This window comes from Kitasatospora sp. NRRL B-11411, from assembly GCF_000721345.1.
GTDB classification, from domain to species: Bacteria; Actinomycetota; Actinomycetes; order Streptomycetales; family Streptomycetaceae; genus Kitasatospora; species Kitasatospora cineracea.
Genome location: NZ_JOGH01000016.1, coordinates 38,774 through 60,931, shown reverse-complemented (window position 1 = coordinate 60,931; position 22,158 = coordinate 38,774). Strand labels below are relative to the sequence as shown.

13 protein-coding genes are annotated in these 22,158 nt (G+C 67.7%); 6 read left to right on the top strand and 7 right to left on the bottom strand.

Features of this window, described 5'->3' with window-relative positions; translation table 11 throughout:
- Window positions 1-46 precede the first annotated feature (46 nt).
- Complete coding sequence (locus IH44_RS0110755; RefSeq protein WP_030459237.1) at window positions 47-817, top strand: TetR/AcrR family transcriptional regulator; 771 nt, start codon at window positions 47-49, stop codon at window positions 815-817.
- A 180-nt stretch (window positions 818-997) separates the two neighbouring features.
- Here the strand turns inward: IH44_RS0110755 and IH44_RS0110750 are convergent, their stop codons facing one another.
- Together IH44_RS0110750 and IH44_RS47850 are read right to left on the bottom strand one after the other, a co-directional pair.
- The gene (locus IH44_RS0110750) at window positions 998-1,543 is read right to left on the bottom strand and encodes a Uma2 family endonuclease (RefSeq protein ID WP_030459236.1); all 546 of its coding nucleotides are present in this window, start codon (window positions 1,541-1,543) and stop codon (window positions 998-1,000) included.
- A 184-nt stretch (window positions 1,544-1,727) separates the two neighbouring features.
- Window positions 1,728-2,057, bottom strand: a complete 330-nt coding sequence (locus tag IH44_RS47850; protein ID WP_030459235.1) for a hypothetical protein — start codon at window positions 2,055-2,057, stop codon at window positions 1,728-1,730.
- 554 nt (window positions 2,058-2,611) lie between these two features.
- Here IH44_RS47850 and IH44_RS0110740 point away from each other — a divergent pair.
- The 3 genes from IH44_RS0110740 (at window position 2,612) to IH44_RS0110730 (ending at window position 6,308) form a co-directional block, all read left to right on the top strand.
- Entirely contained in the window at window positions 2,612-3,586 is a 975-nt protein-coding gene (locus IH44_RS0110740) for a hypothetical protein (RefSeq protein ID WP_051816748.1), read from the top strand.
- A 188-nt stretch (window positions 3,587-3,774) separates the two neighbouring features.
- Window positions 3,775-5,832 carry a GNAT family N-acetyltransferase gene (locus IH44_RS0110735; protein WP_030459233.1) on the top strand — a complete coding sequence of 686 codons (2,058 nt, stop codon included), beginning with the start codon at window positions 3,775-3,777 and terminating at the stop codon, window positions 5,830-5,832.
- Complete coding sequence (locus IH44_RS0110730; protein WP_232794894.1) at window positions 5,829-6,308, top strand: ASCH domain-containing protein; 480 nt, start codon at window positions 5,829-5,831, stop codon at window positions 6,306-6,308. The genes IH44_RS0110735 and IH44_RS0110730 overlap by 4 nt, the downstream gene beginning before the upstream one ends.
- A 48-nt stretch (window positions 6,309-6,356) precedes the next feature.
- On the opposite strand, the gene drmC is transcribed toward IH44_RS0110730, so the two are convergent.
- Genes drmC through drmD form a run of 5 tightly spaced genes read right to left on the bottom strand, consistent with a single transcriptional unit; the run spans window position 6,357 to window position 20,139 of the window.
- Window positions 6,357-7,109 (bottom strand): DISARM system phospholipase D-like protein DrmC, encoded by a 753-nt coding sequence (drmC, locus tag IH44_RS0110725; protein ID WP_030459231.1) that lies wholly within the window; start codon window positions 7,107-7,109, stop codon window positions 6,357-6,359.
- Window positions 7,084-9,120 carry a DUF1998 domain-containing protein gene (drmB, locus tag IH44_RS0110720; RefSeq protein ID WP_030459230.1) on the bottom strand — a complete coding sequence of 679 codons (2,037 nt, stop codon included), beginning with the start codon at window positions 9,118-9,120 and terminating at the stop codon, window positions 7,084-7,086. The genes drmC and drmB overlap by 26 nt, the downstream gene beginning before the upstream one ends.
- On the bottom strand, window positions 9,117-12,857 hold the full coding sequence (gene drmA, locus IH44_RS0110715) for a DISARM system helicase DrmA (protein WP_232794893.1): 3,741 nt from the start codon (window positions 12,855-12,857) through the stop codon (window positions 9,117-9,119). Before drmA ends, drmB begins: the two co-directional genes overlap by 4 nt.
- Entirely contained in the window at window positions 12,854-16,939 is a 4,086-nt protein-coding gene (locus tag IH44_RS0110710) for a DNA methyltransferase (protein WP_035954667.1), read from the bottom strand. Before IH44_RS0110710 ends, drmA begins: the two co-directional genes overlap by 4 nt.
- Window positions 16,936-20,139, bottom strand: a complete 3,204-nt coding sequence (gene drmD, locus IH44_RS0110705; RefSeq protein WP_030459227.1) for a DISARM system SNF2-like helicase DrmD — start codon at window positions 20,137-20,139, stop codon at window positions 16,936-16,938. Before drmD ends, IH44_RS0110710 begins: the two co-directional genes overlap by 4 nt.
- A gap of 158 nt (window positions 20,140-20,297) precedes the next feature.
- Between drmD and IH44_RS0110700 the strand changes: the two genes are divergently transcribed.
- Both IH44_RS0110700 and IH44_RS0110695 read left to right on the top strand, forming a co-directional pair.
- Window positions 20,298-21,401 carry an ImmA/IrrE family metallo-endopeptidase gene (locus IH44_RS0110700; protein ID WP_030459226.1) on the top strand — a complete coding sequence of 368 codons (1,104 nt, stop codon included), beginning with the start codon at window positions 20,298-20,300 and terminating at the stop codon, window positions 21,399-21,401.
- The gene (locus IH44_RS0110695) at window positions 21,398-21,937 is read left to right on the top strand and encodes a hypothetical protein (RefSeq protein WP_030459225.1); all 540 of its coding nucleotides are present in this window, start codon (window positions 21,398-21,400) and stop codon (window positions 21,935-21,937) included. Before IH44_RS0110700 ends, IH44_RS0110695 begins: the two co-directional genes overlap by 4 nt.
- Window positions 21,938-22,158 lie beyond the last annotated feature (221 nt).

The window sequence follows — 22,158 nt, the reverse complement described above, 5'->3', positions numbered from 1 at the left end:
TACACTATACATAGTACGGAGATTTTTGCATGGGAGAATCCCCCGCATGGCCAGCAACCGGAGCAGCGCCGGAGACCCCGCGCACACCCTCGCCCTGCTCTGGGGCGTCCCCACCGCCGCCACCGGCGGTCGGCGCGGCCCCCGGCAGGCCCACTCACCGGCCGCGATCGCCGCCACCGCCACCCGGATCGCCGACGCCGAAGGGCTGGACGCCGTCACCATGCGCCGGGTCGCCCAGGAACTCGGCCTCTCCCCGATGGCGCTCTACACCTACGTCCCCGGCAAGGCCGAACTGCTCGACCTGATGCTCGACACCCTCTACGCCACGATGCCCCGCACCACCCCCGCCGGCCCCGGCTGGCGGGCCCGCGCCACCGCCGTCGCCGACGACAACCGGGCCCTGTACGCCGCCCACCCCTGGACCGCCGCCGTCCCCACCACCCGCCCGCCGCTCGGCCCCGGCCTGATGGCCAAGTACGAGTACGAGCTCTCCGCCCTCGAGGACACCGGCCTCGACGACGTCAGCCTCGACGCCGCCCTCACCCACCTGCTCGGCTTCGTCCAGACCTGCGCCCGGGCGGCCGCCGACGAACGCGCCGCCCAGCAGGACAGCGCGATGAGCGACCAGCAGTGGTGGGAGGCCAACGCCGACCTCCTCGCCCGCGTCCTCGACCCCGCCCGCTACCCCGTCGCCACCCGCGTCGGCGCCGCCGCCGGCCAGGCCCAGGGCGGCGCCTACAACGCCGACCACGCCTACGAGTTCGGCCTCCCGCGCATCCTCGACGGCCTGGCCGCCCTGATCGACCGGACACCCTGACCCGGGCCGCCCGGCGCGGCCGGCGGCGGAACGACCGCTAGAAACCGCCCATGCGCTCCGGGGTGTCCCGGTTCGAACGCTTCTGCCGTCCAGGAGAGGCCGTTGTCGAGCGCCGCTGTCCGAGCCGGTCGGCGTCGGTGTTGGCGTCAACCGGTGGTGGGCAGTGCGAGCAGGCGTGGGTCAGTACGGCAGTAGGTCGCTCGTGATCAGGTCGAAGTCGAACGGCTCGGGGATGTGCAGCGTCTCGCCGAACTCGATGTCCTCACGGCGGTGGTACTTCGTACCGTCGGGCCGGCTGAACAGGGTGACGGTCTTCTGCCTGGCGTCGACCAGCAGGTACAGCGGGATGCCCATCAACGGGTAGTCGCGCACCTTCCCCACCCAGTCGTTCTCCGGGTTCGAGGGGGAGACGAGCTCGACGGCGATGGCGGCGAACTCGGACGGGACCTGGTTGTCGGTCGTTTCCAGTGCCTCGCTCGGAAGGTACGTCAGGTCCGGGTTGCGGCTCTTGCCGACGTGGGGTGACACCAGGTCGGTGTTCTCGCTCGGCAGCAGATCGACCGGGGCGTGCCTGTCGAACTGGCGGCGGACCAGCAGCAGGTTTCGCTGGTGGATCCCCGAGGGGCTGACCATCATGACGATGGTGTCGCCCGAGATCTCCACCTTGAACCCGTCGGGCAGGCTCCGTCGGGCTTCTTCGAGGAGTGCGAAGTGCTCCGGGTTCATGAGGGGTGTCTCCTGGGGTGCGCCGGGCAACCCCCTCAGAGTAGTCCGGGGCCCGGGCCGACAGTGCTCGTGCGCGGTGTTCGCCGCGGCGCCCGTTCTCCGGCCCCCCGCGAGGCCCCGATCGCTCCGGACCGTCCGCTGTGCGGTTGGAGCCAACGGGAGTCTCGGGACCGGACTGTGTTCGTCAGTCGAGGGTGCGCGGTTGTTGGTTGATCGCGGGCAGGACGAAGTGGGCCGGGTCGAAGTCGGCTGTTGTCCTGAGGCCGAGCCGGCGAGGCAGGCCCTCGTGCTCCGGGTCGGCGGAGTCCTGGAGGGTTCGCTTGAGGCCCTCACACCCGCCCGGGCCGCCGAAGTCGAGTTCAGAGGAACGGCGTCCGTACTGGACGCTGTTCGCGCTGAACGCGTGCAGGTGACAGTTCTGCCGGCCCATGGCGGCCTGGATGACCTGGTGCAGCCTGTCGAGGCGGATGCCTGCCGGTACCTGGACGAGACGCCAGACAGACGGCTGATCCACGTCCGAGAGCTGGAAGCGGAGTTCGTAGACCGGGTCACCAGCGCGTAGCTCCCCGCGGACCCGGGCCCCCGGGCCATGGCTTGACGGCCGGCTGAGGTGAGAGTGACGGACTTGCCAGTCTGCTGGGCGGCCCCGAGGCCTCTGAGCGCAGCGAGGAGGCGGTCCACGTCGCGGTCGGGGTCCTCCAGCAGGCGCGCGTTCTTCTTGACGGGTACCAGACGGCCGCCGGTGACCCGAAGCAGCCGGGCCGCCTTGGCCCATTCCACCAGCAGGTTCAGGTGGTACAGCTCCTGGCTGGACTTGGTCTCGAACGTCCTGTCACCGATAGCCGGGTCGATGGTGTCGCCGGTCTCAAGGAGAGCGATCAGGGCCCGGGCATCCGCGAGAGCGACCTTCCCGTCCGGGTGAGTTTTCGTCCCGGGCCGATCCAGCTGACGAGGACTCGGATCTGTTCGACGGTGTGTGGCTGCTCGGGATCCGTCGTCGCTTCCTGCCCGCTTTGAGCCTGGTCGATTCCATCATCGGGGGTCAGGGGTCCCGCTAGGGTCCCAGCGATGAGCGAGTACCAGTACTACGAGTTCCTGGCGATCGACCGGCCGCTGACCAGCGACGAGCAGGAACAACTGCGGGCGCTGTCCACCCGAGCCCGGATCACCGCGACCAGCTTCACCAACGAATATCAGTGGGGCGACTTCCGCGGTGATCCGAGGCGGATGGTGGAGCAGTACTACGACGCTCACCTCTATCTGACCAACTGGGGCACCCACCAGGTGATCCTGCGCGTACCCAAGGGGCAGTTCACGCTGCGGGCGCTGGAGCCGTACTGCTTCGACGAGTGCGTCGAGGCATGGACGACCCAGACCCACCTCGTTCTGGACCTGCGCAGCGAGGACGAGGGTGGGGACTGGGAGGAGGGTGCCGAGGACTCGCTCGCTGCTATCGCCGGGGTGCGGGCCGAGCTGGCTTCCGGGGATCACCGCGCCCTGTACCTCGCGTGGCTGTCCGCCGTCGGCGCTTGGGCGCTGCAGGACGACGACGAGGAGGCTCACCGGGAAGTAGTCGAGCCCCCGGTCCCGGCCGGGCTCGACCGACTCACCGCACCGCAGCGAGCGCTCGCGGACTTCCTGCGTGTCGACGCAGACCTGCTCGCGGTTGCCGCCGAGGCCGGCCCGCCCGCCCCAGAGCCTCGGAAGCGGCCCAGGACGAAGGCGCTGGCGCCGCTGATCGCTGCGCTTTCCGAGACGGATTGGACATCCGGCTGGCCCCTCTGGGCGGAAGAACGACGATGCGCTTCGTGCCCCACCGTCACGCCGACGCGGCGTGACGGTGGGGCCGGCGCCGCTGCGGCAAGACGCGGAGAGGTCCTGACCGCCCGCTGTGTCGTTGGCGTCAAACAGCACAAAGATGCCCCCGAAGCTGTCTGCTTCGAGGGCATCGCGCCTGTTCAGGCTATGTGGCCAGGGCCGGGGTCGAACCGGCGACCTTCCGCTTTTCAGGCCAAGCCGGAGCGTCGGGATGCCCTGGTTTAGGTGATTCTGCCGTCCGTGGAAGGCTGCCGTCGGACGCCATCGTTCGGGCCGGTTGGCGTCAGCGTTGGCGTCAACCGGGGCGGGCTGGAAGCGCCAACAGGCAACAGACCGCTCCTTGATTCACACGAATCTCCGTGTCGGTGCCGCTGAAGAGGCGAGACTGGGTGGCATCTCTCGGGAGGGGACTGATGGGGATCAAGATCGTGCCGGCGTCCGGTACGCAGGAGGAACTGATCGAGGCGGCGATCGCGCTGGGGAATCGCTACACCAAGACACTGGGCCTGTTGACTCCACCCGTCTACCAGAACGCCGCAGACGAGGGGGGCCTGCTGATCGCTGTCGATGGTGACGAGGTGATCGGCTACGCGCTTTGCGGACTTCCCAAGCGGAGCCCACATGTCCGGTTGACTCACCTGTGTGTCGCCGAGGAACGCCGCGGTGAAGGTGTGGCCCGCCTGCTGGTGGAGACCATCCGGACCAGGTACTCGCAGCGACTCGGGATCAAGGTCAAGTGCCGACGCGACTATGGGCTCACGGAGATGTGGACGAGTCTCGGCTTCGTCCCGCGTGGCGAGGTGCGGGGCCGCAGCAAGAACGGCGATGACCTGGACGGATGGTGGCTTGACCACAGTCATCCGGACCTCTTCACCGACGTCGAGAGCGATGCGCTGACCATCGTGGTTGACCATGGAGTGTTCGCGGACCTGCGCGGGCTGACTCCTTCACCCGGAGCGCTGGAGTCAGAGGCACTGGAAGCCGGCTGGCTGGCGGATCTCGTGGAGCTGGCCTTCACCCCTCAGTTGTTCCGTGACGTCCGTGAGATCGCTGACGCGGCGGAGCGCAAGCATCAGCGGGCTGCCCTGTCTGGGCTGCGCCAGATCACTCCTGCTTCGGAACCCGTGGCTGCCAGAAGCCGTGAGTTGCTCGAGGCGGCCCGCGGCGCCGGGGTCGACCTGTCCGCAGGGTCCGAACTGGAGCGGTGCGTAAGGTACGTGGCCGAGACTTCGTGTGCGGGACTCCAGGTACTCGTCACACGTGATCCGCTGCTCACCGGGTTGGCGGATGTGGCATGGGACATCGCCGGAGTGCGGGTCGTCCATCCGTCGGTCGTCACGCTTCACGTGGACGAACTGCACCAGGCCCAGGTCTACAGGCCGGCTGATCTCATGGGCACCGAGTTTCGCGTTGGAGAGGTTCCTCCGGGCACCGAGGGCGAACTAGTCGCCTTCTTCGACCAGTCGAGCAGCGACAACGGCTCGGTGTTCGCACGGCGCCTTCGGGCGCTCGCCGAGGATGCTGTCGTGTGGCGCCGGGAGCTCCTCCGTGACGGAGACGGCAGACCGGTCGCTCTGTACGCATGGGCCATGGACGGCCGAACGTTGATCGTGCCCCTCCTGCGGACGGCTTCTCACCGGTTGGAGCAGACCCTGGCCCGACAGTTGCTCTTCGGGCTGAAGCGCCTGGGCCGTGAGCGGGGCGCTCGAGCCGTACACATCTCGGACGAATTCATCTCGCCCGTCGCAAAGGCTGCTGCCGGCAGTGATGGGTTCTTCGAGCACCAAGGAGGCCAAGCGGCCCTGCTCGTCGACGTGATCGGGACGGCCGATGCAGTCACGAAGTCCGCTGCGGAGGCCGCTCGTGCCCTGGGGCGTAACGCGACAGTCCTCCAGGCAGGGCTGTCGGCCGAGGTGACGGGAGCTGTGGAGCGGGCCTGGTGGCCGGCCAAGGTCACGGACTCTCTGATGCCCTCCTTCATGGCGCCCATCAAACCGCGGTGGTCCACGGAGCTGTTCAACGTTCCCGCGATGCTGCTGCCGCGGAGCAGCGAGTTGGGAATCAGTCGCGAGCATGTCTACTACCGGTCACCCGGGCACCGGAACGAGAGCGTCCCGGGCCGCCTGCTCTGGTACGTCAGCGAGGGATTGCCCGGCCAGGACGGGCAGATGGTGATCGGTTGTTCGCGCTTGGACGAGGTGGTGATCGACACAGCTGACACCCTGTTCGCTAGATTCGAACACCTGGGCGTATATGGTCGAGCCGAGGTCCGCGAGATCGCCCACGAGGGCTCAGGTCGAGCGATGGCCTTGCGATTCTCGGACACTGAGATCTTCCCCAAACCGGTGACGCTGCGACAGCTGAAGTCGTTTGCCGGTGACCTGGGCCTACCGTTGTCCCTGATCTCGCTGACGAAGATCGACAACAGGCTGTTCCAAGCGATCTACGAAGAAGGGCATCGAAGGACGTGAACGAGCCGGAGCGCGCGATGCTGCTGTCCGTCCACCCCCGTTTCGCCACCGCTATTCTCGCCGGCAGTAAGACCGTGGAGGTGCGTCGACAGCGCGTCGCCGTCCCGCCGGGCACGCCCGTCGTGCTCTACGCCACTGCTCCCACCATGGCCCTAGTCGGAGCGGCTCTGGTCGCTGCTGTCCATGTCGGCTCTCCTCGGGAGGTCTGGTCAGCACACCGCGCGCAAACGGGCATCAGCAGGCGCGAGTTCGACGAGTACATGAGCGGCGCTTCGCAGGCAAGCGGTCTCACACTTACGGAACCGGTTACCTTCGAGGAACCGGTTCCGCTCAGCGCGCTTCGGGCTGCCGGACCGTTCCACCCGCCGCAGAGCTACCGCTACCTCCACGGTGAGTCGCTCCGGCAGATGGTGGAAGCATCGTCTGCCGCAGGGGCTGTCCTGCAGGGCGTTTTGGGTACCCCGGTCCCTGTGTAACTCAGGCCCAAGCACCAGTGACGTGCACGATTCGGCGAGACCGGCGGATCAAACGCGCTCGTAGAGCTGGTCTTCGACCCGATAAATCTCTCGCTCGACGGACTCGGTCAGATTGGGGTTGTCGATGAGGACTCCGAACTCGACGTTGCCGTACTCCGCACTCCAGGAGAAGTTGGCGCTGGTGACCAGGAGAAATCGGTGATCGATGGCAAGGAACTTAGCGTGGTTGCGCACTGGTCCTCCATCGAACTCCCTCGTGCGTAGGACGATTCCTGGGCGAAGGTGTGCGGCCACCTCTGCTGTGGTCGGTGACCCGGGCTTGGAGTTCCGGTCGGCTGCTTGGGAATCGAGATAGATCCGCACGTCGATCTCTGGACGGCCAGCCGCTCGGCCCAGCGCTCCCCAGAGCTCTGACGAACGTTGGAAGTTGAAGGTCGAACAGGTGACGGACTGACGGGCGCTATCGACGAGGTGTGCGACGGAACTGGTCAGCGGACCGGACTGGGCGAGGTGGCCGGGCATGGTCCAGAGCGGGTCGAGGGAGGTAGTGATCGACCGCGCTCCTTCCACGGCTCGGAGCATGGCCACGACCTGGCCTGTGCCGGGCGATCCTGGCCCAGAACCCCTTTCCAGCAGCGCTCGCACCTCGGGTCGGCGTCCGGCGGCGATCACCTTGAGGGCCGCCGTCAGGGTGTCGCCGTCGGTGAGCCGGTCGGCGAGCTCCCGGGCTTCGGTGCCGGTGAGGAACTGCCCGAGCTGCCTTGCCGCCGCCGCGTTAATCGGCGTGGTCGAAGAAGCCAAGGTTGCTCCCGGGTAGGTCGACGAGGAAGCGCCGGTCGAGGAAGCGGTTAGCCCGTTCACAGGAGGTCTCGGAGGCCATGCCGCAGCAGTGGCAGGCGGCGCCGTGGAGGAAGTCCTCGGGGTCCTGCGGCGTGCGCGTGGCGCAGATCGGGTCCGAGGAGCACCGCGTTGCTCGATAGAGAGCGCGGGAGACGACCCCCTGCAGGTGCGGGGGCTCGCTCAGCTGTACCAGGCCGCCGAGCGTGCCGTCGCTGTCCGAGGCGGTGGTGCAGATCAGCAGGCCGGCGGCGGCGGCCCGTCCCTCGGATTCCGGCCAGGCGTACAGGCGTTCGCTCAGGCTGGCCGCTGAGTAACCGCAGGTCATGGCCAGTTCGCGAATCAGCACGTGGGCGATGGTGTGGACGAGCCAGTAGCGCGGCGGCTTCAGCCGGGTGTCGGGGTCGACCTCGACGGCCGTCTCGGAGAAACGGCGGTGGAAGTTGCGCCGATGGGCGTCACGGTGCGCCCGCCAGATGTCGCTGGTCGCGATCCGCTCCTCCCACGCGGTGACCGCTTGATCGTCCAGCTGCAGGAAGATGCCCTCCCCGCGGTCCTCTGTGGCGACGGTCCAGGCCGGACGGGCACTACGGGTCAACGGAACGAGCCGACGCGGCAGGTCGCCGACCCGGTCCATGGCGTCGATCCGGGTGAAGCCGATCAAGGCGTTGACCTTGCGCAGCTTTTCGACCGCGAGCACGCGGGCGATCTGCGGCGGCAGGCCGGGATCGCACTCTCGTTTCGAGAGCGTCAGCCCGCTGGCCGGGTCCTCAACCCCGGGTCCGAGCACATCCTTTTGCAGGTAGAGCCATTCTGGAACGAGGAGGTCCACGGGATCCCAGGTGCGGATGCGCTCTTCCTGCTCCGCCTCGGAGGCCGCAGGCGCGCCAGCCGCCGCGACCGCCTCCGCCAGTTCCGTGTCCGACAGATCGGTGACGTCGACCTTGCCGTCCAACACGTCCCGCAGGGTCTCGAGGTCGTCGCGGTACTTCGCGAGCTTCTCGCCCAGGGTGGCGCGGATCTGGTCGGCGAGGTCGCTCTTGCGCTCCTCCGAGGACTCCGGCATCACGATGATCGAGTGAGTCGCCGGGAACCACAGGTTGGAGGCACCGACGAGCATCAGCCGGGTCTCGTTGCCGCATCCGCCCGGCTCGAACGCGTCCAGGTGCGGGTGGCGCCCGCGGCAGCGCGGCAGCTTGGACCGTCCGGCTTCGCCCTGGGCCTCGTTCATAGGCCGCCGTGCGCCGCAGGACTCGCAGTGGATCACGGCCGAGGCACCCTTGCCGGCGGTGCGGTCTACCATCTTCAGCGCCGGGAACTCTGCCTTGTCGCATTGCTGGCCCTGATGGACCCAACGCTCGTAGGGGAACTCGTCGAGATGACCGTCGACGCAGGCCAGCAGGTAGCGGGCCGGCACCGCCGGGCGGCGGGTCGGCCTGCGCATGCGGTCACCAGCTCGGCCGGTGCACCGGGTGTGCTCGAAGCAGGCTAGGTCGGTGCGGTAGGGGTGAGTGTTGCGGTAGTCGAACTGCGCGAGGCTGCCGAGCATGTCGCAGCCGGTGCATCGCAGCCACTGCGGGAACACGCGGGCTGGCACACCCAGGTCGTTGCCCTCGGTGGACAGGCTCATCTTCTTCGCCTGCCAGGGGAAGGGCCGCAACTGGATGTCCCGCGAGCGCAGCAGCATCGCCACGGCCTGACGCAGCCGAGGTGCACGGATCTGCGGGATGCCGTCGCGGCGACGCCAGATCCGGTCCCAGTCGTCGAGACCAGAAGGCATGACCGTGAACTGGGGAAGGTCCATGATCGCGCCCGGACCGTAGGTGTACAGCAGGGAGGACGGGCGGCCCGAGCCGACCTTGGCCCTGTTGTGCTTGCGGCCCTCGTCCGACTCCCGCTCGGCGTCGCCCAGCGGATCGACGGCGTTGGACGCGTCGTAGAGGAACCGTGTCTCGGCAAGGGGTTCGGTGGTCACGAGTCCTCCTTGGGCGGAGCGAAGTTCCAGCTTGGGGTGCCGGGCGGTTCCACGAAGATCAGATTCTCCTTGATCGGGCTCACCAGGAGGTTGATCTCCGGCTGCACCTCGCGCATCGAGTTGGCCACGACGAACGGTGGAGCGTCCTTCTTGTCCGCCCCGGAGCGGGCGTTCTCGGCACTGATCATGAGTGGTCCGAAGTGGGCTTCGTCCGAAGCCCGCTCGTAAACCAGGCCCTTACGCAGGCGCGCCAGATACGTGCGCCGGTTTTCCCACTGGTCGAGCCGGTTGCGCAGACGCTGACGCGCCCGTTCGGCCGCGTTCTCGTCGGATGCGCGCCGCACCCGCGCTACCAGCGCGTCGATCAGCGCCTCCGCGAAGTCGCGCTCGGCCGTGATCCGGCCCGCGTGTTGCTCGGGCGACAAGCCGTCAGGCCGGACGGCATCGAGGACCCGGGCCGCACTGACCAGAACGCCGTCCAGGCCGCGCTCCAGCGAGGTGACCGAGAACGGTGTGACCGACAGCGCCTCCACCCGGGCGTAGAAGGTCTCGTGGTAGTGCCGGAACTGCTCGAAGTGCGCGAGATCGCGCGGCCGGGCCCAGTTGCCTAGCGTAACCACAAGCCCCGGCTTGTCTCCGGAACGTCCCACGCGCGAGGACGCCTGGATGTACTCCGCCGTGTTCTTCGGCTGTCCGACCACGAGCATCAGCCCGAGCCGGGTGACGTCCACGCCCACCTGCAGCATCGATGTGGCCAGGATCGCGTCGTACGGGCTCACCTCGCGGCTGGGCGTCGGCTTGCCCGCCTCGCGCAGCGCGCGCAGCTCTCGCTTACCGGACGCGGAGTCGAAGACGGGGTCGAACGGCACCGCCATCTGATCCAGCGTGGTGGTGATGTCGGCGCTGGCCACGCGTGAGGTCAGCTCCGCGGTGTTGAGCGTCCCGTAGTCCGTACCGGTACGGCGGGGCAGCTTCGACCACGGCCGCCGCTTGAAGAGCGCGGTCTGGATGTCGTCGCCCATGTAGCGGGCCATGCCGGCCAGTTCGCGGGTGGCGCTGAAGTAGCCGACCAGGGTCATGTAGGGATCGGCGGCCGAGCCAGACCGGTCGAGCAGCAGCTGTGCGCCGGCCATGAGAACCTCGGCGACCCGGATCTCCGCTGTGGTCAGCCGGACCCCTGTAGTGCTGATCCCCACATAGCGCCGACCTGGGAAGTGCTCCGAGACGGGCTCCTCCTTGGAGAAGAACGTCCTTCCGGCGTCGAGTACCTGCGGCGGGAAGATCGTCACGTACCGACCATAGAGGGCGCGCACCTGATCATCCGCGTTGCGGGCAGTGGCGGTGGAGGCGACCAACAGTGGCCGGACCGCCCGGCCCTGCGCGTCTCGCCAGCCTGCCATGACGTCGATCGCCACCTCGAACAGGCCCACCGTCGTCCCGAGCGCCCCGGTGATCAGGTGCAGCTCGTCCTGGATGATCAGGTCCGGAGGACGCAGCCGCCCGGCTGGCCGAAGTCCTGTGGCAGGCAGACCGTCCTTGGCCGGATGCCTGCCGTTATCGGTCAGCTCGCAGTACCGGGAGTCCGGGTGCACGTAACCATGCCGCCCGCAGAGCCGGGACACGTAGCCGAACAGGGAGGCAGCCTCCCCTTCCCGCGCCAGGCGGGCGAATTTGTCCACAGTGGCGATGACGAACGCCGGGGTGAGCCGGTAGATCTCCTCGTCCACCGTAAGTACCGGCAGCCCCTCAATCACCTCGCCACCCTCTGCAAACGGGCAGCCCGCAAGTTCGTCCCCGCAGTACACGTGTACCCGACGGGACGCCTTGACCGCCTTGACCTCCCGGGCACCGATCTTGCTGCCGCACCACGGACACCGCTGGATCTGCAGCACCGTCAACCTATAGCCCGAGCGGTTGTTGGCTTTCTCCAGCTGCGTTGCCGCCTCCTCGAACCGTTTCGGGCTCACATCTGTGCCCACCCACAGCCCGATCCGGAACGGCTCCTCGCCCCACGTCTCCGGCTCTGCCTTGCGCGCCAGCTCCGCCGCGCAGACCAGCGCCGTCGCCCGCTGGAACTGCTGCGCCGTCAGCAGCCGTAGCGTGTACCGCATCAGCACAGCCACGCCTGAGCCGCCGTCCAACAGGCCGTCCGGAGTCACGACGGTGGCCTGGCGCCGCCGGATCGCGAAGGTGTAGGCCGCCAGACCCAGATACGCCTCGGTCTTGCCGCCACCGGTCGGGAAGAACAGCAGCTGCGCCTTCGCCAGATCGCCGGAGCGCTTCTCTGCCGCCGGATCGGTGAGCAGCGGCAGCTGCATGAGAATGAAGGCCAACTGGAACGTACGCCACGAATGCGCCTTCGCGCCCTTGTCGGCGAGCACAGCGGCGCGGGCCTGCTCGATGCTCACCTGCGGGTGCTTTGCCCGGTGCTCGGCCACCTGGGTATGGATGCGCTGATCCGCCATCACTCGATTCATGAACTGGAAGCAGCGCAGCGCCTCGTCGTCAACGAGCAGGTGCTCCAGACCCTCGGCGAGCTGGCGCTGGACTTTACGCGCCTCGCTGACCGCGTCGAGCCCCTCGCCCCGCAGGTGTTCCGGCAGAACCTCGGCACGACGCTCTTCGCCATCCAGCCAGGCTGCGTACTCGCGGACGATCGGCTCCAAGCCGGCCCGCAGTTCTTCCTGGCTCGCCGTGGCAAGCATGGTCATGTCCAGCAGCGCCTCGCCGATCTCTTCCGCCGTGGTCTGCGGCGTCTGACAGGTTGGCAGCCACGTCGTCCACAGCTCGCTGGCCCGGCGTGCGCCCGCCGCCACCTTCCAGTCCACCGAGCACGTGCGCCCGACGGCGAACTCCAGCCGGTCTCGGTACTGCAGATTCAGGCGCCGCAGTTCGTCGACCCGCTCATAGCGGGTGTCCTCCACAAAATCGGCGACGGGGAGGAACACCTCGGCGCCACCGGCGTCCACGGCCAGCTTGGTCTGGTACAGCCACGCCTCGACCGGGATCTTGCGCGGCGTCTCCCGGTCGTTGCACAACGCCACCTCGACGATCAGGCAGCCCCGCGCCTCGTCGTCGTGCTGGTCGACGCGCAGCACGACCTTGTCCTTCAGCGGGAACTCCGTTGTGGCCCCTGCTTTGAGGTCGGCGACGGCGACCTTGGTGACGATCTCGATGGGCGTGCGCTTGTAGCGGCGGACGCGCCCGCCATCAGTTGCCTCGGACTCCACCTTGACCGGCTCGTACAGTCCCCAGGAGGCGGTGACGGTGAACGAGTCGAGGTCAGACGGGATCTGGCAGCGCAGACCCATTGACGCGGGGATCATCAGTCCGCGCTGCTGCGGCTGATCTTCCACGCCGGCATCCTCGTCGGCGCCCGAGCCGCTCTCATCGACGGCCGTGACGGGCACACCGCGACCCTCGTCAGCGTCTACGGCGTCACCGACATCGGTGGTCGGCTCGTTCGCGTCGGCGTCCTGCGGGTCGTCGCGGCTGACGGTTAGCTTGAATGGGGCGATCCGGCCGACGAGGTACGCAGCGTCCGGCGCTGCGTCCAGTACCTCCTCGGGACCTCCCGCCGGGCCAAGCAGTTCCCGCTCCAGGACATCGACCAGATTCTCCCGCACCGTCCACGAGCGCCCGTCCGGCTCGCATACGAGCCGGTACTCCGGCTGGTCCATGGACGGGGCGTCCGAAGCGGCGGATGCGGCCGCCGATTTCCCGCTGGGTGTGCTCACTCGTTCTCACCCTCGATCTCGTCCTCGCCCTCGGGCGTGGGTGGTGCCTCGCCCTGGGCGGTGGCGCGGCGGTGATTCTCCTCCAGCAACCGGTCCAGGATCACCACTCGAGCCGCCGGGCTGACCGTCCATCGCCGCATCTGCCGGTAGGCGTGGAACCCGTGCTCAAGTGGGACATCACCCCAGCCGTAGGCGTCCATAACCGCCTCGTCCAGCGCGACATGGATCTGCCGTAGGCGCGCCACATTGGGATCAGCCGAGTCGGCGATGTCCGGGTCGTTGATCAGGTTGTAGAGCTTGGTCAGGCCGAGATTACGACGCAGCATAATCTCGCGGCGCTCGGTGTCCAGGACTTTGCCGATTTCAGCCAGCTGTTCGGTCGGCTTCGGGCGGGAGAAAGTAGTGAAAGCATTCGAAGGTGAGTAGTTCACTCGCGACTCAAGTGTCGACGAGTTCTTGACTGCCCATAGCCAGTGCGGAGTCGACGAAAGCACTGCCTGGTCTGCGAATGAATCTGTTGCGAACACGACAATCAGCTCGCTCGGTACAAGTCCGGTGCGGATCCGCAGGGGCATCACCGTCTTGCTGATCCGGGCGATGACGAGCATCTCATCCAGCCCCGAAATCGCTTTCCGCATAGCTGGAGCATTCCGTGTAAATCGCCACCAGATCTCTCGCCGTTGCTTGTTCTTGTTGCGTGCGCGTTCGGGTCTGACTGCCTTCTCAACGCGTTGCATTGGCAGTTCATACGAAGCAGCGGCATCTAGGGTCATTTCATTGAAGTCGATGACCCAGCGGGAAGGAGAGGCATCTGCACGAGAATTGAGGTCTTCGCCATTCAAATACGGGAACAGTACTTCGTCATTCTTCGGATCGGCTTCGACCCACGCGGCGGCCTCCTCGGGTTCCAGCACGAATCCCATCCCGAGAACGTAGCACCCGATGAACACGCCGCCGACGTTCTCGCGCAGTCGCACGGGAGTGCCACTGATGCGACCTGTGGGCTCCAGGAGTGTAGAGATCTGCGGCACGGCGAGATCATCCGCTACTCGCGGCACATTCGGGGCAACAGGAGCGCGGGTTCCCCACACCGCGGCGTACTCCAGGTTGGCGCTGGATGCCGGCCATGACCGGCTCTGGATTGCTCGGGTAATCGTGAACCCATTAGCGACCATCTGGTCGAGCCCGACTTCCCTGCTTGCACCCTGGGCGACCGTGTTCGTTGCGATAAGGCCGAGATTGCCTCGGCGCGTCAGCAGCGCCATGGCGCGCAGGAAAAAGTAGGCAACGCCGTCGGCACTGCCCCGCTGCCCGGACGCCAGCACGTTAACGAACCAGTCGCGCACGTTGGTGCCCATCGCACCGGTGATCTTCTGCCCACCCAGGAACGGCGGGTTCCCGATGATCGCGTCGAAGCCGCCACGGTCCATCACGTCCGGCACGGCGAGGATCCAGTGCAGTGGCCTCCAGCGCTCGTAGTCTGTCTGGACTGTTGGGGTGAGCCCGGCGGCGAGGATGCCGTCGAGCATTGTGCGGTTGGGCTCGCTGCCGTCCGCAGGGTGGGCCAGGCCGACGGCGATGCGGAGGTCTTGATATGCCTCGGTCAGGACCTTGCCGGGCTTGCCGCCGAGCCGGAGCCCGGCAGCGATCACCCCGTCGGCGACGCCCGCGAGTTGGCGGATCAGCTCCTGGTACTCGCGCCACTGCCGTCGCTTCGTAGTTGCCGAGCGCTGCGGGTCGTCGTCGTTGACCTCGCTCGCAAGGTTCTGACGCAGTCTCGTCGCCCGGGCGAGCACGCCGTCGATGTCGAGGTAGCGGATCGCCTCGGTGCCCTCGCCGAGGTCGAAGAGTGGTGTCGCTGCCGCCTTGGTAGGGGTGATGTGAAGTGCCCGGAGCTGCTCGGTGTCGGTAAGGCCGAGCAGGGAATTACCGTGCAGCACCTTATCGTCGACGAAGGAGAATGGCAGCTTGGGGTCGAGGGAGACTAGCCAGAGCGACAGCTTGCACATCTCCACGGCCATAGCGTTGATGTCCGCGCCGTAGAGGCACCTCGCGACCACTGTCCTTATCGCGTGGACGTACAGGTCGTGCGCCGTCCCGCTTGCCACGCCCTCGCGGCGCCACGCCTCGACGAGCCGGGCGGCTAGGTATCGCGCGGCGGCAACGAGGAATGCGCCGGAGCCGCAGGCGATGTCGGCGACCTTGAGGTCGAGGATGTCGTCGGACGACACCGGCCGCCAGGCGTCGCGGTCGGCTGTCTGGTGCGGTCCGGGGTTGAAGACCAGCGGCTCCAGGGCGTGCTGGACGACCTCCTCGGCCAGCTTGCGCGGGGTGTAGTGGGCGCCTGCCGTGGCGCGGGACGGGGTTTCGACGAGCAGTACGCCGCCGGGCTCCACGACGAAGGGTCGGTTGCGCAGGTCCCGGCGGATGATGCCCATGAAGGGCCGCAGGCGGGCGCGTAGTGCCTCGTCGGTGGTGATGGCGCGCAGAGCGCGGTCGGCGTCCTCGACCTCCTCGCTCCCGCGGATCGTCTTGGCCAGCGCGGTTTTGGACGGCGGTTTGGCGGCGGGCTGGTGGTCCTTGACCCAGGCCAGGATGGCGTCGGCCAGCTTAGCCGGGTCGCGGTAGCGGGCGGCCAGGGCCTCCAGCTCGGCGAGCGGCATCTCCGGTTCCTCGCCGGCCTTGCCGACGAGGCCGACGGTGACCTCGTTGTCGTCGACCTCCTTACTGGAGTAGCCGAGCAGGCCCTCGTAGATGTAGCCGATCTGCTCGACATCGATGTCGCGGAAGGAGATCCGCCGCGCCGGCTCGCCCCGCAGCTGGGCCATCTGCACCGCGCGCAGCACCTCCAGCATGACCCGGTCGGTGACCGTGATGGCCAGCGTGTCGCGGGGACTGCGTGCGGTGAGGAACGGGAACCGGTCGGGGTCGAAGAGCGAGCCGCCGTAAGAAGGCAGGCGCAGGTCCTCGAACGAGGCGCCATGTGAGAGCGCTTGCGAGGTTGCCAGCAGCCGGTGCCAGGTCAGGTGGGTGCCGTCAAGTGTTTCGCCGCCCTCTTCGCGTTCGCGGCGGTCGAGGGCATCCAGTTCGTCGCTGATCCCGTAGCCCATCGCGAACAGCCGGCTCTGCGGAAGCAGGCCGCGTTCCTCGGCGAAGAGCAGGAAGACCACGCGCATCATCACCGTCACGGCGGCCTCGTAGACCTCCTCGCGGTCCGTCGGCAGGGGGTCGGGCTCGCCGTGGCGGACGGCGTCCAGGCCGGCCTCCGACAGGGCCTGGACGAGCAGCTCGACCGCGCGCCGCACCTGGACGCCGAGCGCTTCGGTGATCTCTTCGGCTGCGGCGACCGACTCGCCGAACAGCTCGGTCAGGCGGTCCTCGGGCCGCCCGCCGAGCAGCCGCCGGAGCCGGAGCAGTTCGACGAAGGCGTTGCGGGTCTGGGGCTCCTCGATCCAGGTCTGGGCATCGACGATGCCGGAGGCGACTATGGTGTCCTTGCGGGCGCTGACGACCGCCCACCAACGTCCGTCGGTGACGACGCCGATGGGGACTTTCCCATGCCGCAGGAGTTCCTCCATGCGGTCGATCGGGCTGGTCGCCCAGCCGTCGTCCAGTGGGTCGCGCAGCGAGTCCACCGGGTCGACCACGAGGACGAGCGCGCCGATCGTCCCGCCGTAGGCGAGCGCTCCAGTGGGCGTCGCCGTCACGGCGTAGTTGGGTGACCGCACGCCGTCGGCCACCTCGGCGAATGCGGCCCCGGTCAGGTCGGTGGTGTAGTGGTCGCCCCAGCCGAAGATGTTCCGCAGGACCAGTTCGACCCAGGCATCGCGGGCCTCGCGGTAGCGGTCGAGCGCGGACGGGTCGTCCCGGTGCAGGTCCCAGCCTTCCCATGCCTTCTCGAACGCCGGCTTGGCGTCCTTGAGCAGAGCCGCTTGGTCGGCACCGAGCTGCGGCATCCCCTGCTGCCAAACGCGTTTGAGGGCGGGGACGGACAGGAACGGCCCGTCGGCGTCCACCAGTTCCAGCCACGCGCGGTGGAGGTCGGCGGTGGACCGCGTTGGTCCGGCGGACTTGCGCCTCATGACTTGACCCTCCCTGCTTCGGCGTCGGCCAGGGTCAGCGCGAAGACCACGGCCGCGGCGGCCACGTGCGGTTTGACGTCGGCGTAGCGCTCGCCGATCGCGGCGATCTCGCGCTGCTCCTCCTCATGGAGGTTTGCCAGCCGGTCCTCCATGGCCAGCAGGTCACGGCGGCGCTGTGTCTGCTGGTCGTCGGTGAACAGCAATTCCTCCTGGGCCTGGATCTCCCGCGCCAGCCGCTCGCGGGACTCTTCCAAGTTGATCCGGAAGGCCGCGAAGATCTCCCGGGCACGGTAGACATCCGAGGTCTGGCGGGTGCGCAGCGCCTCGGTGACCCGCTCCTGGTGGGACTCGGCCCTGCGCGCCACAGCATTGAGCAAGCGGGTCCGCAGCCGAGAGTCCTCCGCGTCCCACAGCTGGGCGAGCGTGACTCGCACGCCCTCGTCAGCCAGGGTCAGGTGCTCCGCGTCCAGGGCCTGGTCGAGCACCTCCTCCACCTTGGCCTCGGCCATGGCCTGGCCGCGCAGGCGGATCCCGGTTAGGAAAACCTCCTCGTGTAGCCGCAGGCCGCCGCGCCCGACCAGGACCAGCCGGGAGACGGCGGCCACGCATGACTGCGGCAGGTCTTCGACCACGACCGCGGTGACCCGGTGCACCGGGGAGTCAACGCTGAACAGCGCGCTGCGCAGCAGCCGGGCCGAGCGTTGCATCAGCGCGTGGCCGAGGTGCACGTGCACCAGATCGGTGCGGTCCTGAGCAGCCTTGTCGTCGAAGGTGATCGGGCGCAGGACACCAGGGTTCAGGCGGGTGTCGAGCCCGTCGAGGGCGTGTTGCCACGCAGACCCGAGCGAGGGGATCTCGAACACCCTTGCATCGCTGCGGTCGTCGCCGATCTCGATCAACGGCGGCTGTGCGGTGAGCGCCAGAGCTGCGTCCACGACGCGACGGGCGTTGCCGGGAGTCAGGTGCATTTCCAGCTTGCGCTGGTCGTAGGTGTGGGACAGCTCGGTGAGGCGGCGGTTGAGCTCGATGCCGCCCGCCAGCGCTCGGGTGATGATCGCGTCGCCGCTCTCGCGGTCGGTGGCCCGGCTCTTGCGGGTGGCCGTGGTTGGGCTGAAATGCTCCTGCAGTTCGCCGTCGATGATCTGGTTGACCGAGCCGAGGTCGTGGGCGACGTTGCCGACCTTCTCCGCGATGCGGCGCATGAAGTCCATGTCCGCGGCATAGGTCGCCGAGGTCGAGTCGGGCGCGAAGTGGTAGATCTCGGGCGTGTGGTACTGGCCGTAGCGGTCGATACGCCCGATTCGCTGCTCAAGCCGGGAGGGGTTGAACGGGACGTCGAAGTTGACCAGCCGGTGGCAGTACGTCTGCAGGTCGATGCCCTCGCCGGCCGAGTCGGTGGCGACAAGCACCCGCACGCGCTCCTTGCTTGGGTCCTCGGTGAAGCGCGCGCGGATCTCCTCCCGTTCCTCAGTGGGCGTGGATCCCTGGATGGTGGCTAGCACTTCGCCGTAGCCGCGTTGGGTGAGCACGTCGGCGATCCAGTCCAAGGTGGCGGCGTACTCGGTGAACACCACCACCCGCTCATTCGTCCAGGTGCTGCCGTCCGGACGGCAGATCGCGTCGAGGAAGCCGATCAGCGCCGTCAGACGCGAATCGGGCCGGTGCTCGAAACGCCGACCCCACGAGACCAGGGCGGAAATCTCCTGGGGGCTCGCGGCCATCAGCGGATCGGATCCCTTGCTCTGCCGCAGGGCAGTGAACTCCGGATGGTCTTCCCGGCCCTCCTCCTCGTCCGATTGCTGGCTGCCGAGGATTTCCTCGTAGTAGTCGTCCTCGTCATCCAGATCCGGCAGCCGACCCGTTGCGGCGGCTTGCTCGTAGAGCTCCAGCGTGCGGGCGAACGACCATGGGCTGGACAGGAAACGCTTCTTCAGCAGCATCGCCACGATGTCACCCGAGCGCTTCTTGCCGTTGGCGCGGGCGCTCTCGGCGAGGAGGCGCTCCAGATCCGCGAACTGCTGCTGCTCGTCGTCGTCCGGAGTGAACGGGATGGTCTTCAGCTGCCGGGTCTTGAAGCCCTTGTCCCTCAGCTCAGTCTTCAGCCGACGCACGGTCACCTCGCGCAGTGCTCTCTCGTCAAGGAGGGCACCGCGGCTGAACCGCCGACCGTCGATCATCTCCAGTAGCGCGGTGAACGACTCCGGGTAGCCGTTGTGCGGGGTGGCCGACAGGAACAGGCGGTGCTCGCACCGCTCGGCCAGCTCGCGCGTAGCCACTGTGCGCTGGCTGTCCACGGCGTACCCGCGATGCCCGTGCGCCGCGCTCGGACCAGCAGGCGCGACATGGTGGGCCTCATCGACAACGAGCACATCGAACGCGAATCGCCGGGCCGTAGCCGTGTCTCGTGCGTCAGCGTAGATCGTGCGCAGCAGACGCTGCGCACGCACCGTCGGCAGCCACGACAGGCTCACAATCACCCGAGGGAAGAGCCGGAACGGGTTCACGTTCAGCCCGTGGCTGCGCCGCACCCGCGACATCAGCTCGCTGTTGACGATCACGAAGTCCAGGCCGAACTTCTCCCGCATCTCGTCCCGCCACTTCAGCGCAAGGCTCGGCGGGCAGACGATGACAACCGAGCGAGCCCGGTGCCGCAGCAGCAGCTCCTGAATGACCAGGCCGGCCTCGATGGTCTTGCCCAGACCCACGTCGTCGGCGAGCAGCAGGTTCGTGCGGGAAGACTGGAGCGCGCGGCGCAGTGGCTCCAGCTGATACGCCTCGACGTTGGCGCCGCTGCGGAACGGAGCCTGGTACGAGTCGGCGTCAGCGGAGGTGACCGCGCCCCAACGTACGGCGTCAACGAACGCGGCGAGCGTGTTCGGATCATCAAAGCCGTCGACTGCGATGGTCTCCGGCAGACCCTGATCGGGCGCGACGGTGTGCCCGACCTCCAGCTCCCAGACCACCGGGAGCTCCTCGCCCAGGCGGTCCTCTTCGAGGGACTGGAGACTGACCACGTGGGTGAGCTGCGCAGTGCCCTCGTCGGCGGGGCTGCGCGGCAAGCCCTGCTGGCGCACATCGGTCACAGCCCAGGTGGAGCCCCGAACATTGACGACCTGCCCCGGTTCGGGGACCTGCGGCAGGGCCGCAGGCTGCACGGTGCGCGGGCCCCGCTGCACCTGCTCGTCAGATACAACCGCCATCGGGTGCCCCTTCGCTACCACCGCTGCTTGCCACCTGATCATGCCCGAGCCGGGACCATCTCTGGAGCAAACCAGCGGAAGAGTACGACGGCCCATGTGCCCCATCATCCTCGCGCTGTTTTTCGATTTTCGCAAACAGTCCTGCTAGCATGGCTTGCATGCCGAACACCCCCGACCGCGTACGCGAGCTGATCCAGGCATCGGGGCTGAGTCAACGCGATTTCGGCCTCCGAATCGGGCTCGACGACTCCAAACTGTCCAAGTCCCTGAGCGGCAGTCGCCGCTTCTCGTCGCTTGACCTGGCGCGTATCGCCGAGCTGTGCACCGTGACAGTCGACTGGCTGATCACCGGGGAGGAGCCTCCGCTGGCTCTGGCAGCGCGGACCACCGGCGGTAGCGCCGGCGAGGCGATCCGCGCCGCGAGGCGATACAGCACGCTCAGATCAGACATGGCAGCTGTTGGTTTCCCGCAGCCGTGGCAGCCTGTGCTCCAGGGGCCCGCTGCAGGAAACTGGACGGAGCGGGGTCGCCGTCTGGCCACGAACGCACTGGGTGCTGTAGCTCGCCGCGGCCTGTCTGTACAACAGGAGGACCTCCCGAAGCTGGTGGAGGAGGTGTTCGGAGTCGACGTGGCGGTCGTCGAGGTGGGCCCCGACTTCGACGGGCTTGCTGCCGCGTCAAGCGAGGCGAAGATCATTGTGCTCGCTACCTGCCACCTCCCCTCTCGGCAGCGGTTCACTCTGGCCCACGAACTTGGTCACTTGCTGGCAGGCGACAACCAAGAGCTGCACCTCGACAACGACGTATTTGACAAGGCGTATGCCAAGGAGCCGAGCGAGATCCAAGCCAACGCCTTCGCCGCAGCCTTCCTCATGCCAGAAGAGGACATGCGCCAGGCCGTCGGCACCACCGGTCTCACCGAGGCATCTTTTGCCGCTCTGGCCTGCGACTGGATGGTGACCCCTTCGGCTCTCGCGTATCGGCTGCTGAACCTTCGTCTGATCGACGCCGGCGCCTGCGAGCGCTACAAGGCCATCAGCTCGGCCAATGCGGCAGCCCTGGCTGGCCGCGGTGAGGAGCTCGCCCGACGAACCGTCACCACAAGCAGCACAAGACCCCCGGGACTCCTCGTGCGCGACACCTATGCAGCCTATGAGACGGGCGAGGCCACGCTCCGCCCGTACGCTGGCCTTCTTGGCAGGGACGTTGACGCGCTCAGGCGCGATCTGGAAACGGGAAGCGAGGCTTCCAGCTCCTCGTGAACGCCTACTTCTTCCCTGACAACACGGTGCTGTGCAATTTTGCCTCGGTGGAGCGACTCGATCTGCTCAAGGCAGTACTCGACGATCGCGGACGGTGGACCGCCGCAGTCGCCTACGAAGCGCACCGGTCAGCATCCGTCCTGCCCTCCCTCGGCAACGTCGCAGCTGACGGCTGGCTCGGCGAGCCAATCGAGATCACCAGTGACGTCGATGTCCAACAGATCAACCGCATCCGCCGCACGGTCTTCGGCGGCACCGACGACGAGCCGCTGAAGCACCTCGGCGAAGCGGAGACCTGCCACGTCATTCTGAACCTCGGGGAGTTCGCGGGCTCGTGGTGGATCTCGGATGACAACGAGGCGCTCAGATACGCACGACTCAAGGGCATCACCACCCGCGAGACAATTGATCTCATGGCCATCGCGGCTGTGAACGGGGATATCAGTGCACAGGACGCCTACGCGTTAATGCGGGCAATGGCCGCCCAGGGGCGGCATTTGCGGCTGCCCTCGTCCGCGGCTGACCTTCTGAACTGACGACCGGCACGTGTACCTGGCTCGTATGCGGGCCTGGCCCAGCGGGTGGTGGCGTGGCCAGCGGGTCCTGGGACGCCACTCTTGGCATCGTGATGTTCGGGACCGCACTTGCGTTTCGCGTGGCGCTTCGGCGGAGCAGCGCTGTACTCGTCAGGTGCGGGTCGGTAGCCAGGGCGCTCAAGAAGTGTTCGCCAGGAGAGGTCAGGCTGTTGGAGGCCGAG